We start from the raw sequence: 13,628 nt of genomic DNA, 5'->3' as shown, positions 1-13,628 counted from the left end.
ACCTACCTGTTAACCTACCTGTCATCCAACCGGGGCTAACTCCCGGCTGACACAAATAACTACCTGGCGCTATAGAACACTGTATATAATCACAGCATGCGAAAGATCATCCACTGCGACTGTGATTGTTTTTACGCTTCGGTCGAAATGCGTGACGACCCAAATCTGCGTGGGCGCCCACTGGCTGTGGGCGGCAGCAGCGACCGCCGCGGAGTCATCTCCACCTGTAACTATGAAGCGCGCAGCTATGGCGTGCGTTCCGCCATGCCGACTGCCCAGGCCAAGAAGCTCTGCCCTGACTTGATTGTAGTACCCGGTAACATGGCCAAATACCGCGAAGTCAGTGGGCAAATCCGCGAGATATTCCTCGACTATTGCGATGATATTGAGCCCCTCTCCCTCGATGAAGCCTTCCTGGACGTCAGCAATAGCGGCCGCTGCCAGGGCAGCGCCACATTGATTGCCGAGGAGATCCGCCAGAAAGTCAGGGATAACCTGGGCATCACCATCTCCGCAGGCGTGGCGCCAAATAAGTTCCTGGCCAAAATTGCCAGCGACTGGCGCAAGCCCGACGGCCTTACCGTAATTACCCCAGATGAGGTAGACCAGTTTGTCTTGCGCCTACCGGTAAAAAAGATCCATGGCGTGGGCCGGGTAACCGCTGAAAAAATGCACCGCCAGGGCATTCATACCTGCGCAGACCTGAGACGCTATTCACAGGTTGAACTGAGTAAACTTTTTGGTAAATTTGGTCGCCGCCTCTACGAATTAAGCCGCGGCATCGACGAGCGACCGGTCAGTGGTGATGGCTCTCGCAAGAGCGTCAGTGTTGAGCGCACTTTCAACGAAGATTTGTGCAAGTTTGATGAATGGCTGGAGCAATTGAGTACTCTTTATATGCGCCTGCTCGAACGAATGGAAAAACTCGATGATCGCTATGAAGTTAGCGGCGCCACCGTAAAAGTAAAATATGCCGATTTTTCCCAAAGCACCCACGAACGCAGTAGTCGTGCTGGAAGAATTTCTGAGTTTCGCCAGCTACTGCAAGAGTGCTGGGACAAAAGGCCCGGTCCCATTCGCCTGCTCGGAGTTGGGGTCCGACTGACTGATTTACGTGCAGGAAAGGGCCCCGAACAATTACCGCTGCCTCTACCCGATTTATTGATTCGATAATTCCCCTAGCGGAAAAATGATTATTTTTCGCTGATTTCCTCCTCCAGAAAGGCTTAAAGCGTCAATCTACCGCTCGTCAAAAACTGGCGTTGGCCGTTACCCGATGTAAAACCCGGAAAGATAGGGGGATCTATACTTCGCAAGCCCAAAGGCACTAGGCCAACCGACAAGAAACAAAGTCAAACTGTGCCCTGGAAAATAAGTACGACGCTTAAACATACTACAATCTTCATTATCAACGCCGTATAAACCCAGGCCCTAAAAGCCAGCAGAGCCCGGATTATCCGCGTACGGAGGCGCGACAATTTGCCCCGCAAAGCATTTATACATCTCTCTGATGAAGCGCTTCTCGACCACTACAAGGAAACGCGTAAAACTGCTGTGTTCCAGCAACTTTATACGCGCCATAAAGATGCCTTGTATCGGTACTCTATGCAAATGGCACCGACTTCCTCCGCACAATTGTTACAGAAGCTCTGGCAGAAAGTACTGGAGAATCCACCGCAACTACACGGCAGACTTTTTCGCAATTGGCTGTTTATTCAAATCAACAAAGCCCTGAGGGAACACTCGGCACGGGAGGAAAATGTACTGTCCCAGGATAGCTCCAAGCAAAGTGCCGTACTCAACGCTATTCAGAAGCTTCCCTCGTTACAGAGAAATATTCTGCTTCTCCATATGGAGTGCAAACTTTCACTGGCGACGGTCGCAGATATCGAACAATTATCTTTGAAGAAATGCCGGGAGTACTACCACCGGGCCCGAGAACAAATCGAGGCATTAATCTACGGATCACATCCAAAACCCTGGCAAGTGGAGGCCATAGAAGAGTGACCGAGGTAGAAGCATGAGTAACTGGGAACACCAATATCGTGAAGAGGTTTCAGGTTTTACCTCCCCGCAGCAACTGGATACCCAGGTGTTACAACAGGCAAGGGAACTTCAGCCGAAAAAGGATATTGGCCGGATGTTATCCAAGGCCTCTCTCGGCTGCGCCACTATTGCCGCTATTTTAATGCTGGTACACCCTGCACAGCATCTGGGCGCCCTGACCCCGGGAATGACACCGGATAGTGAAAACCGGCAACCCGCCCTGGAAATCGCCCAATGGCAGCCCCCCGAAATAGAGCCAGAACCACAGATTGATCCCTGGCAAGCTTTGCGGGATCAGGTCACCGCTGGTAACTTTGTCGCTCTCTGCCAGGAGTGGCGAGGGCAACAGAACACAACAGAGGAAAATTCCCTACCCCGTGAACTGCGTAGGACTGCACAAAAGCGTTGTCGAATTCTGCCCTAGCTACAACGGTCGTTGTGTATCTGTGTATAGCCTGTATGAAATACCAACACCGGCCTGGAAACTCCCAGCACATTCTAGATCAGGCAACCAAAGCAAAGTTTTCCGGCCCAGTCTGGCTTTAAAAAATGACCCTGATCAACAACCGAATTCCCACCGGTAAACCAATCAGGAGTGTGGTACCCAAAAACACTCTGGCCGTAGCCGGTTTCTATGGCGCCGGTGGCGCAAATGCAGGGGACAATCGGGCACTCAGCGCCTTGGTCGGCGAGTTGGGGGGAAGCATGTTCGGCCCAACTGAAAAACGTCGGGCGCGGAATTATCTTGTTCAGGGAGCCACACACAAAAAAAGTTTACTGCTGTTCGGTTACAGTCGAGGAGGCACTTCCGCAATCAAGCTTGCCAATATCCTTGGCCGTATGGGGATCAGCCTGAATCACTTGGTGGTATTCGATGCGCACAGTGTTTTTGACAACAGAACTTTTCAGCTAAGATATGACAATGTCCATCAGGCTCATAATTTTTTTCAAAGAAACCCGAGAAGTGGGGGGCGCTATGGATGGTGGGGCAGAAATCCCTATTGGGGAAGCCCCCTGGTTTCAACTTTTATCCAGGTACAACAGATAGACTTTACCGGCAACTACTATAAAAAAGGCATCCCGGTCTCCCATTTGAATATAGTTCGCCAAGCCCTGGCATCCCTTTGAATAACAGTTGCTGTGAATAAAGTATTGGAAGGTAAAGTTATTACAGAATTATCACGATCCCCCAAGGTAGGCCTGGATCTGTTCTTATTTAGCCAGTGTGAACCTGTATTGGCGATGCAAGGTTGGGATCGGATCGCAACCGCACGCAGCGATCAGAACGGCCACTTTTTATTCAATATCAGTGAAGCAGGCCCCTATGAGCTGCGCTGGAAACATGACGCCGATGTAATCGAACATGAAATTCACATTGGCGATTTTGATAACAGGAAATACATCGAAGTTATTTATCTCAACAAGGAAAGGAAGACCTTTCCCTGGCTTGTTGAGATTTGAACTATTCGAAATATTGCGAATACAGTTCAGGTCAACTGTAAAAAGAGGCACTCTGCCACAAACGCCGGCCTAGCCTCCCCCTCTATATCCATAGTCGCCTGCAGCCTAACCAGGTATTGCCCCTGCTTTTTCTCACTAATATCACAGATTTTTGTTCGCACACACACCCTACTGCCTACTTTAACCGGGTGAATAAAACGAACCTTTTCCAGTCCGTAATTCACGACCATCTGCATACCCTCGATTTGAATATCGAGTTTTTCTACAAAATGTGACAGCAGTGAAAGAGTCAGAAATCCGTGAGCGATGGTGCCGCCAAATGGTGTTTGCATAGCTGCCTCAGGATCGGTATGGATAAACTGTCGATCCATGGTGCACTCAGCAAAGTTATTAACGCGCTGCTGATCTATCTCCAGCCAGTGAGTGGGCTCAAGCTCAATGCCAATAAAGTCATCAATTCTCTCTGGCGGGATTAGGGTAGGCATAAAAGGCTCCTTCCTCTGGCTTATAGCCGAGTTAATAAGTTAGGCAACCACACTGCGGCTGCCCCCATATTACCGGCGTACAGGCGCTAAAATGCCGATAAGCCTCCATCCACTGCCAGTGCCTGCCCGGTAACATAGGTCATCTTGGGTGAGAGTAGCATCAGCATAGCCGCTACCACTTCTTCCGGCTCACCCAGACGTTTCATGGGACAGCCTTGGGCGAGAAACGCCTGGACTTCCTCAGGGCTGGCTCCCGGTGCTTCCACAGCAGTCACCATAGGAGTCAGGCAATAGAAGGGGCAGATAGCATTGACCCGAATACCATATTTGGCGTTCTCCATAGCCGCAGTTTTAGTCAGTCCAATTACCCCATGCTTTGCCGCTGCATAGGAGGCTATTTTCGGCGCCCCACCCAGGCCGGCCATGGAAGAAACATTGAGAACCACACCTCCGCAGTCTTTCATTAGCGGCAGCTGGTGTTTCAGTCCGAAAAAAACACCCTTCAGGTTTACATTGTACTGATGATCCATCATCGCTTCGTCAGTCTGCTTGAGGGACATCATCGGCGGGGCAATACCGGCGTTATTCACCGCCACATTCAAGCCACCGAATTCAGACTGTGCCAATTGCACCAAGGCAACACAATCCGACTCACTAGAGACATCACAGCGCTGCGCGCGGACCTGAATACCATCACTGCCCAGCGTATCGGCAAGCTGCATCAGCCCCTCTTCATTGATATCTCCGAGCACCAAGCGCGCTCCACGAGAACCCAACTCTTTGGCCAAAAGTTTGCCAAAACCACTGGCTGCGCCGGTAATTAACGCAACTTGGTCACTAAAATCCAACATTGGATCTTGCATATTAAATCCCCCCGCAGGACGTCATTCCGCCATCCACCACTACACACTCACCAGTGGTGTAACTGGAGGCATCGGAAACCAGGTAGAGTACAGTGCCCGCCATTTCTTCCGGTTCCGCATGCCGATGCATAGGGATATGGCCAATCGCGGTTTTATAAATATCCTCGTGGGAGAAAAGCGCTCCGGCAAACTTGGTTTTAGTCAGACCCGGTAACAAGGCATTAACGCGAATATTGAACTGGGCACACTCCTTGGCGAAAGCCTTGGTCATATTCACCACTGCAGCCTTGGTAATGGAGTAAATTCCCTGTCCCACGCCGGGCTGCAGAGCATTCACTGAGGCGGTATTAACGATCACACCACCGCCCTGCTCTCGCATCAATTTTCCCGCTTCTACAGACATAAAGAAATAACCGCGAATATTCACTTCGACAGTTTTTTCAAATGCTGCGAGATCAGTATCTAGGATATGTCCAAAATAGGGATTGGTGGCTGCGTTATTTACCAGAATATCCAGCTTTCCAAAACGCTCATGGATAGCGGTAAATATTTTTTGGATATCCTCCATATTGCCAATATGGCAAGGCACAGCTTCCGCTTTACCACCGGCATCGACAATCGCATCGGCAACAGCTTGGCAACCATCAATTTTCCGGCTGGATACCAGTACATGGGCACCCTGCTCAGCCAACAGCTTAGCAACCGCCTCGCCAATGCCGCGGCTCGCACCCGTTACCAAGGCAATTTTCCCTGTGAGATCAAAAAGATTATTTGTCATTTTTTATCCTTATCATTCTCTAAAACTAAATACTTTTTAACGAGTAGTGCTTCTAATCGGCCTCGCAGGCGATACTCATTGCTGTTTGCGCCAGGGGGTCCACCAGGGCGCCGAGGCTCGCCGCATTGCGGTTGGAGGCATTACCATCCTGCGCACGCTTAGCCACCCCTTGAACTATCGCCGCCAGACGGAAAAAGCTGAATGCCAGATAGAAGGGCCAGTTATCAATTCGTTCGATCCCCATATGTTCACAATACCTCGCCACATAGGCCTGTTCAGAGGGAATGCCTAGCGACGCAATATCCAATCCCAACAGGCCAGACATCTTGTCACCCCCTGCGGGCATCCGCATTTGCATACATTGGTAAGCGAGATCCGCAAAGGGGTGCCCCAGAGTAGAAAGCTCCCAATCCAGAAGGGCAATAATTTTGGGTTCTTCGGGGTGGAAGATCATATTGTCGAGACGGTAATCACCGTGCACCAGAGCTACCTGGCCATCGTCTTCGGGTAGTGTGGTACCGAGCCATTCGATCAACTCTTCCATCGCGGCGATATGCTGGGTTTCCGAAGCGCGGTACTGTCCTGTCCAGCGCTCCAGTTGCCGCTGGAAATAATTACCGGGGCGGCCATAATCGGACAGGCCCAAGGCATCGATGTCGAGGCTATGTAAAGCGGCGAGTACCCGATTCATTTCATCGTACATGGTACTGCGCGCTGAGGCATCCACTTCAGGAATTGCGGCATTCCAGAAAATCCGCCCCTCGCAATATTCCATCAGGTAAAACATAGAGCCGATTAAATCGCGGTCTTCACATAAATGTAAAACTCTGGGCACCGGTACATCGGTATTGCCCAAAGCTGACATTACCCGGTACTCACGATCCACTGCATGAGCGGATTTAAGCAGTTTTCCCGGCGGCTGCCGGCGCAATACATAAGTACTTGTGGGTGTTTCCAATTTAAAGGTGGGATTTGATTGGCCTCCAGAAAATTTACTGACATTCAGCGGCCCGGAAAAACCCTCTACGTTTGTACTGAGATATTCCTGCAGTTTCTCCAGTGGTAAAGCCTCCACCGAGCTGCGTGATTCCTTTACTGTTTCAGACATACTCCACTCCCTGTGCAGTCTCTGCGGCGTAACTGGCAGCCAGGTTGCGTCCCAACTGCATCATGTGAACCTGATCCGGCCCATCTGCTAAACGGATAGTACGCGCATAAGCGTAGTGGTGGGCCAGACTATAGTCCTGACTTAATCCGGCCGCACCGTGAATCTGAATCGCACGGTCAATCACGTTACAGGCCATTTGCGGTGCAACAATTTTAATCATGGCGATCAGGTCTTTGGCCGCCTTATTCCCGAGCCGGTCCATCTGCGCGGCAGCTTTTAAGGTTAGCAGACGTGCCTGTTCAATTTCACAGGCTGACTTGGCAATATCCTCACGCACAGAACCCTGCTTGCTCATGGGCCTGCCAAACACAACCCGGGTTTCCGCCCGGCTTGCCATCATTTCCAGCGCGCGCTGTGCCTGGCCAATCAGGCGCATACAGTGATGGATTCTACCCGGCCCCAAGCGCCCCTGGGCAATTTCAAAACCGCGCCCCTCACCGAGAATCAAGTTAGCAGCGGGCACTCGTACATTATCAAAAATAACTTCAGCATGACCTTCAGGGGCATCGTCGTAACCGAAAACCCGCATAGGCCGAATTATTTTGACTCCAGGGGTATCGGTGGGAACCAGAATTTGCGACTGCTGATGGTGGCGATTTGGGTTGCTGGGGTCGCTCTTACCCATCACAATCATAATCTTGCAGCGCTTATTCATCAGGCCACTAATATAGAACTTGTGGCCGTTAATCACATATTCATCACCGTCACGCACGATGGAGGTTTCAATATTCGTAGCATCGGAGGAGGCTACCTTGGGTTCGGTCATGGCAAATGCCGAGCGAATACTGCCCTCCAGCAATGGCCGCAGCCAGGTTTCCCGCTGTGCCTCCGATCCGTATTGGGTCAGTACTTCCATATTGCCCGTATCTGGCGCACTGCAATTAAATATTTCTGAAGCGAATAGAACCTTACCCATCTCTTCCGCCAGGGGCGCATATTCCAGGTTGGTAAGGCCGGCACCATAACGCGAGTCTGGGAGGAACAAATTCCACAGCTCTGCTTCGCGAGCCTTTTCTTTCAAGGCCTCCATAATGGGAGGCTCTCCCCAGCGATCTTCCTGCAGCTGTTGTAAGTAGATATTCTCAGCAGGGTATACATGCTCCCGCATAAAATCTTTGAGCCGCTCCAGCAGACGCTGTACCTTTTCTGAATATTCAAACTCCATGTTTTTCCACCTTTATTTAAGCTATAGATTCAGCTATAGGTAACAGATGTGTGGCGCTCATCCCTCTCAAGGTGAGGCACATGATTGAAACTGTGCAGGCTAAGACCCTGCCCGGCACTAGAGAAAAAGCGACTGGTGCCGGTATTCTGAATTTGCATATTGAGTTTGATCACCGACTCGGGAGGGCCTCCCAATACCTGTCGTACCATCATTGCAATAGCACCACCGGAACTGACCACCAAGGTTTTACCGCCTTTGGGGCTGTCACTGATAAATTCCAAAACTTCACGAATACGATTTTCAAACTCCTGCCAGCTCTCGGCCGGTGCAATTTCCCCTGCCGACCAGGCGAGCATGCCCTGCATTAAAAACCGATAAAAATCAGCACGTGAAGCATTGGGAACCGGCTTAGCGGCGGGATTTTTCTCGCTGTAGAGATGTGCCACCTCGAGAAAATCGAACTCATCCAGCTGGGGGAGCACAGTTAAGCGACTCTCTACTTCAATACCAAGGCCTTCACAAATGCCCTTGGTGGTCTGCTGGTGGCGGCGCAAGCTGCCACAGAGAATCCGATCGAATTTCTGGCCAGTCTGCCGCCAGTATTCCCCCAGCCATCGAGATTGCTGCCATCCAACTTCCGAGAGGTTGTCGTAGTCATCTGCGCCGAAGGACGCCTGACCATGGCGTACCACTATTGATTCGGCCACAACTAGCTCCTTTTTTTATCAAACCCCAACCCTAGCCCTCTCATTTGAATCATCAAAGTTTATTGTGCGAATATACAATCATTCACAACGCTTATAATTGAAGTGCTTATGCAGCTACAAAAAATGGATATGAACCTCTTCCTGGTTCTGGAAGCCATTTATATCGCGCGTAACCTCACCCGTGCAGCTGAGCAGTTGCACATCACCCAGCCAGCTGTAAGTAATGCCCTGGCGCGTTTACGCCGTACCCTGGAGGACCCACTATTTATCCGCGGGCCATCCGGCATGACCCCCACCCCCTTTACAGAGTCCATTATGCCCAAGGTACAACAGGCCCTTTCCCTGCTTGGCACCAGCCTGAACGAACACCGCCTTTTCGACCCCGCCCTGGCGCGCAAGACATTGCGATTATCCATGAACGATATGGCGGAAACCCTGCTGCTACCGCATTTACTGGAACGACTGGAAAAAGATGCGCCGGGGGTCACAGTTGAATCATTTCACGTGCCCAGGGACCAGCTGGCCAAGGAACTGGCAGCCAATACATTGGATTTCGCCCTGGATATACCACTGGCAACCGCACCCCAGCTACAACAGCAGCGTCTGCACCAGGACCGCTATCTCTGTATGTTGCGGAACGAGCACCCCCTGGCCAGCGAGTCCAGCCTGACACTTGATCAATACCTACAGCTGGAACACATCCATGTTTCCAGCAGGCGCACAGGCCCTGGCCTAGCAGATATCGCCCTGAATAAACTGGGGCGACGACGCACTATCAAGTTGCGTGTACAGCACTACCGGGTGGCGCCCTTAGTGGTCTTGCGCACCGACTTGGCCCTGACGGTGCCCGCCAGTCTGGCCAGTCAGTATTCGGCGCGTTTATTTGAACTTCCCTTCCAAATTCCACTGATGGACTGGCACCTGCTATGGCACAAAAACCAACACGATGACCCCGCCAATCGCTGGATACGTGAGCAACTCCTGGCGGTCCTGGCGAAATAAATAAACAGTGTAAAAAGCCTTTTAAAAACAAGCAGTTCTACCAAATGAGAATGGGACGCAAGTAGGTTGGGAAAGCGTCGGGAATTGATCATTGAATTCGACCGGAAAGGTCACTGTTTCGCGCCAGCGGCTCTTGTTATCCTGCTGGGTAACGATATGCAACTCTTTGCATATTAGCTCTTTGCAGATAAAGACGAACCCCAAAGGTTACAAAAAGAGAATTTTGCCATGTCCCAAGCCTACTCTAATATGCTTGCCCCCCTGGATCTGGGCTTCACCACCCTGAAAAACCGGGTGCTGATGGGCTCCATGCACACCAACCTGGAAGAACACCCCGGCGGCTTTACCCGTTTGGCGGCCTTTTATGCCGAACGAGCCCGCGGTGGCGTTGGCTTGATTGTAACCGGTGGCATCGCGCCGAACGAAGAGAGCGGTGTATTTAAGGGCGCCTCAAAGATGAACACCCCTGAAGAAGCCCAGCAACACCGGGAAGTCACCGAAGCAGTCCATGCAGAAGGCGGTAAGATCTGTATGCAGATACTGCATACCGGCCGCTACGCCTACAATGAAAACCTGATCGCCCCCTCCCCCATTCAGGCCCCAATCAACCCCTTCACTCCCCGTGAGCTGACCAGCGAGGAAATCGAAGGCCAGATCGATGACTATGTGCGCTGTGCCACCCTGGCCCGCGAGGCCGGTTACGACGGCGTGGAAATCATGGGCTCCGAGGGCTACTTCATTAATCAGTTCATCGTAAAACGCACCAACAAACGCACCGATGAGTGGGGTGGCAGCTTCGAGAACCGCATTCGCCTGCCGATCGAAGTCGTACGCCGAGTGCGCGAGGCCATTGGCGAAGACTTTATTATTATTTACCGCCTGTCCATGCTGGACCTGGTGGAAGACGGCAGTGACTTCGATGAAGTCGCCGCCCTTGGCCAGGCTATCGAAAAAGCTGGTGCCACTATTATTAATACCGGTATCGGCTGGCACGAAGCGCGCGTTCCCACTATCGCCACCAATGTTCCCCGTGCGGCATTCACCGATATTACCGCGAAAGTGAAAAAGCACCTGTCCATCCCGGTAGTCGCCAGTAATCGTATCAATGTGCCGGAAGTGGCAGAGGAAATACTCTCCTCCGGTCAGGCGGATATGATCTCCATGGCGCGCCCTTTCCTCGCTGATTCCGATTTCGTCAATAAAGCCGCGGAGGGCCGCGCCGATGAAATCAATACTTGCATCGGCTGTAACCAGGCCTGCCTGGACCACACTTTCCAGCTGAAGCTCACCTCCTGCCTGGTGAACCCGCGCGCCTGTCACGAAACGGAGCTGAACTACCTGCCCACCGGTAATGTGAAAAAGGTTGCCGTAATTGGCGCCGGCCCCGCCGGTTTGGCCGCATCCACTGTCGCCGCTGAACGCGGCCATCAGGTCACCCTGTTTGAAGGCAGCAATAAGATCGGTGGCCAATTCAATATCGCCAAACAGATCCCCGGCAAAGCGGAATTCCAGGAAACCCTACGCTATTTCAAGCGCCGCCTGGAAGTGACTGGCGTTGAGGTTAAACTCGAAACCATCGCTACTGCAGAAAACCTGCAGTCTTTTGATGAAGTGATTATTGCCACCGGCATCGAGCCGCGCACCCCGCCGATTCCAGGTATCGAAAGTGATAAAGTGATGGGTTATCTGGACGTCCTCAAGCATAAGAAGCCCGTGGGTGAAAAAGTAGCAATTATCGGCGCCGGTGGTATTGGCTTCGATGTGGCGGAATACCTGACCCACGACGGCCCGCATTCCAGCGAAGAAACCGTGCTCGCCAGCGACAAGGAAGAGTTCTTCAGCGAATGGGGTGTGGATATTGAGCTGGAACAACGCTCAGGCCTGAAACCCCGCGAAGCCGTAACCACTCCGCGCCAGGTTTACCTGCTGCAGCGGAAAACTACCAAAGTGGGTGCCGGCCTGGGTAAAACCACTGGCTGGATTCACCGTGGCAGCCTGCAACACCGTAAAGTAGAAATGATTGCAGGCGCTCTTTACGACAAAATTGACGATAAGGGGCTGCACATTCGTGTAGGTGACGAGGAGCGGCTGCTGGAGGTAGATAACATTATTGTCTGCGCCGGTCAGGAGCCTGCTCGCAAGCTGTATGAAGCCTTGCTGGAGCGCGGTGTGAAAACCCACCTGATTGGTGGTGCCGACGAAGCCGCAGAACTAGACGCCAAGCGCGCTATCGACCAGGGCTCACGCCTCGCTGCAGAGATTTAAACAAATCCCCTGACATACCCCTGTCAGGGAATCTTGTTAACCCACCCAGATCGGGAAGCCTCAGCTTACAATTGCTGGGCTTCCCGTTTTTATGTCTCAAAAGCCCTTTTTTATTTATACATCTGTAGTACATCATCCCAATTAGCGACTTCATTAATCAAATGGGTTTAGCGCTTTCACTAGAAGTAAGCACCTGTTCTTCCAGTTCCGGCCACTGTGGGCGGGAAAGGTAAGCCGTGATGCGATAGAGTACAAACACCAATCCACAAAGCGCCAACAGCATCCAATAGAGTACTGACCCACCCCACCATTCAAGAATCACGCCACCCGCCAAGGGTGCCATGGCCCAACCCAATGCATAGAAAGAAGCGGCACCAAAATAAGTGCCTCGTAAATGCTCGGGCGCCAAGCGGTCAATCTGTACACTCATGGTAGGGAAGAGAATCGCCTCCGCCAGACTGAGGACAAAAGTCGCCCCCATCCAACCCCAAAACCAATGTACCGGATTCAGGGCAAACCACATTTGGGCAACGGCTAATATAATTAATCCTGTCATGATTCGTTCTTTTATATCCAGACTGTGCATTAGCTGCATCAGCGGAAACTGCAATAGCACAATCGTTATCGCGTTGATAAAGATCATGCTGGAAATCAGCTCAACTAGTCGCACCGTCCCTGAACGAGTCAGGTACTGCACCAGGCTGGAATCCATATGAGCATAGATAAACATTGTCAGGATATTGGCGATAATCACCACCATGAACACATGGTCCTTGCGCAATACTGAAAGGGTATTACCCAGGGCCACAGTGCTATCTCCCCGCACATTTGCCAGATGTCCCGTCCCTGTTTTTGCAAAGCCCCAGACAAAGGCCAGTGCCAACAACAGATAACTTAGCGAGGTTAAACCGAAGGTAGACTGCTGCGCACTGAGTCCGGCCCAAACACCAACTATTGGTCCCAGTGCCGCACCCGCATTAATCAGGAAATAACGCAACTGTAGAGCCAGCTCGCGGTTTGACTGGTTATCAATCAAATCACCAATCAGCGCACTAGCCGGTGGCTCCCAAACCGCTCGACCAATGGAACAGAGTGTCATTACCAGAATAAACCCCGGTAATGTGTGGGTTATCGCTAATAGAGCAAAAGAAAATAGGTTAATTACTGAACCCAGTAACAAGATATTACGGCGACCATAGCGATCTGAAAGAGCACCTACATAGAACCCAAAAAGGGCTGCGCCAATTGCAGATGCACTGAGGATCAAACCAATCTCGGTTGTATCCAATTCAAATTTTTTAAATAGGAGGATGGCCAGGAAAGGCCAAACCATAAAGTAAGTACCACGGCTAAAAAAGCTCCCAATTAATATTATCCAGACCAGAGGAGGAAAGCTCCTTATGCTCTGCCACCAGTTCCTACGCATTACCTACTACTCCACATCTCTATCTTCCATGTTTTCAAACCGCCAATAAGGCCATTTGAACTTCACGCCAGATATTGGAAAATTTACACATGTCAGGGAGGATATATCTCACACACAGACCCAAAGCTCATACACGACCTGAATATCGACAGGATAATCAACCGAGAAGGCGCAATATTAAATGAGCCGGTTAACCAATTTCAGACAAAAAACCCGAAAGGGTCGCCTTTCGGATTTTAGGGATTGGCAGATCTTTAACCTA

At 51.3% G+C, this 13,628-nt stretch carries 14 protein-coding genes; 7 read left to right on the top strand and 7 right to left on the bottom strand.

Annotated features, from left to right (window positions below; all coding sequences use genetic code 11):
* Positions 1 to 96: 96 nt before the first annotated feature.
* The 5 genes from dinB to GL2_RS12480 all read left to right on the top strand — a co-directional run bounded on the left by dinB (position 97) and on the right by GL2_RS12480 (position 3,507).
* On the top strand, positions 97 to 1,173 hold the full coding sequence (dinB, locus tag GL2_RS12500) for a DNA polymerase IV (RefSeq protein ID WP_143730968.1): 1,077 nt from the start codon (positions 97 to 99) through the stop codon (positions 1,171 to 1,173).
* A gap of 306 nt (positions 1,174 to 1,479) precedes the next feature.
* Positions 1,480 to 2,007, top strand: a complete 528-nt coding sequence (locus GL2_RS12495) for an RNA polymerase sigma factor (protein ID WP_143730967.1) — start codon at positions 1,480 to 1,482, stop codon at positions 2,005 to 2,007.
* A gap of 13 nt (positions 2,008 to 2,020) precedes the next feature.
* Positions 2,021 to 2,470, top strand: coding sequence for a hypothetical protein (locus GL2_RS12490; protein ID WP_143730966.1), 450 nt, complete (start codon positions 2,021 to 2,023; stop codon positions 2,468 to 2,470).
* A gap of 125 nt (positions 2,471 to 2,595) precedes the next feature.
* The gene (locus GL2_RS12485; RefSeq protein WP_143730965.1) at positions 2,596 to 3,174 is read left to right on the top strand and encodes a hypothetical protein; all 579 of its coding nucleotides are present in this window, start codon (positions 2,596 to 2,598) and stop codon (positions 3,172 to 3,174) included.
* A 12-nt stretch (positions 3,175 to 3,186) separates the two neighbouring features.
* A complete protein-coding gene (locus tag GL2_RS12480; protein ID WP_143730964.1) occupies positions 3,187 to 3,507 on the top strand; it encodes a hypothetical protein in 321 nt (106 codons plus the stop codon).
* Positions 3,508 to 3,533: 26 nt separating this feature from the next.
* Here the strand turns inward: GL2_RS12480 and GL2_RS12475 are convergent, their stop codons facing one another.
* The 6 genes from GL2_RS12475 to GL2_RS12450 all read right to left on the bottom strand — a co-directional run bounded on the left by GL2_RS12475 (position 3,534) and on the right by GL2_RS12450 (position 8,673).
* Entirely contained in the window at positions 3,534 to 3,992 is a 459-nt protein-coding gene (locus GL2_RS12475; RefSeq protein WP_143730963.1) for a MaoC family dehydratase, read from the bottom strand.
* An 86-nt stretch (positions 3,993 to 4,078) separates the two neighbouring features.
* A complete protein-coding gene (locus GL2_RS12470; protein WP_143730962.1) occupies positions 4,079 to 4,855 on the bottom strand; it encodes an SDR family NAD(P)-dependent oxidoreductase in 777 nt (258 codons plus the stop codon).
* Between the two features lies 1 nt (position 4,856).
* Positions 4,857 to 5,633 carry an SDR family oxidoreductase gene (locus tag GL2_RS12465; RefSeq protein ID WP_143730961.1) on the bottom strand — a complete coding sequence of 259 codons (777 nt, stop codon included), beginning with the start codon at positions 5,631 to 5,633 and terminating at the stop codon, positions 4,857 to 4,859.
* A 52-nt stretch (positions 5,634 to 5,685) separates the two neighbouring features.
* On the bottom strand, positions 5,686 to 6,741 hold the full coding sequence (locus tag GL2_RS12460; RefSeq protein ID WP_143730960.1) for a phosphotransferase: 1,056 nt from the start codon (positions 6,739 to 6,741) through the stop codon (positions 5,686 to 5,688).
* Positions 6,734 to 7,966 carry an acyl-CoA dehydrogenase family protein gene (locus GL2_RS12455; protein ID WP_143730959.1) on the bottom strand — a complete coding sequence of 411 codons (1,233 nt, stop codon included), beginning with the start codon at positions 7,964 to 7,966 and terminating at the stop codon, positions 6,734 to 6,736. The genes GL2_RS12460 and GL2_RS12455 overlap by 8 nt, the downstream gene beginning before the upstream one ends.
* Positions 7,967 to 7,995: 29 nt before the next feature.
* Positions 7,996 to 8,673: a histidine phosphatase family protein gene (locus tag GL2_RS12450; protein WP_143730958.1), complete on the bottom strand. Its 678-nt coding sequence runs from the start codon at positions 8,671 to 8,673 to the stop codon at positions 7,996 to 7,998.
* Between the two features lie 108 nt (positions 8,674 to 8,781).
* Here GL2_RS12450 and GL2_RS12445 point away from each other — a divergent pair, with 108 nt between their 5' ends.
* Together GL2_RS12445 and GL2_RS12440 are read left to right on the top strand one after the other, a co-directional pair.
* Positions 8,782 to 9,675: a LysR family transcriptional regulator gene (locus tag GL2_RS12445; RefSeq protein ID WP_143730957.1), complete on the top strand. Its 894-nt coding sequence runs from the start codon at positions 8,782 to 8,784 to the stop codon at positions 9,673 to 9,675.
* 228 nt (positions 9,676 to 9,903) lie between these two features.
* Positions 9,904 to 11,940: an NADPH-dependent 2,4-dienoyl-CoA reductase gene (locus GL2_RS12440; RefSeq protein WP_143730956.1), complete on the top strand. Its 2,037-nt coding sequence runs from the start codon at positions 9,904 to 9,906 to the stop codon at positions 11,938 to 11,940.
* Positions 11,941 to 12,097: 157 nt separating this feature from the next.
* Here GL2_RS12440 and GL2_RS12435 read toward each other — a convergent pair whose 3' ends face one another.
* Complete coding sequence (locus tag GL2_RS12435; protein ID WP_232053609.1) at positions 12,098 to 13,273, bottom strand: MFS transporter; 1,176 nt, start codon at positions 13,271 to 13,273, stop codon at positions 12,098 to 12,100.
* Positions 13,274 to 13,628 lie beyond the last annotated feature (355 nt).

It is taken from the genome of Microbulbifer sp. GL-2 (assembly GCF_007183175.1).
In the GTDB taxonomy this organism is placed as follows: Bacteria; Pseudomonadota; Gammaproteobacteria; order Pseudomonadales; family Cellvibrionaceae; genus Microbulbifer.
This window is presented reverse-complemented; position numbering and strand designations above follow the sequence as displayed.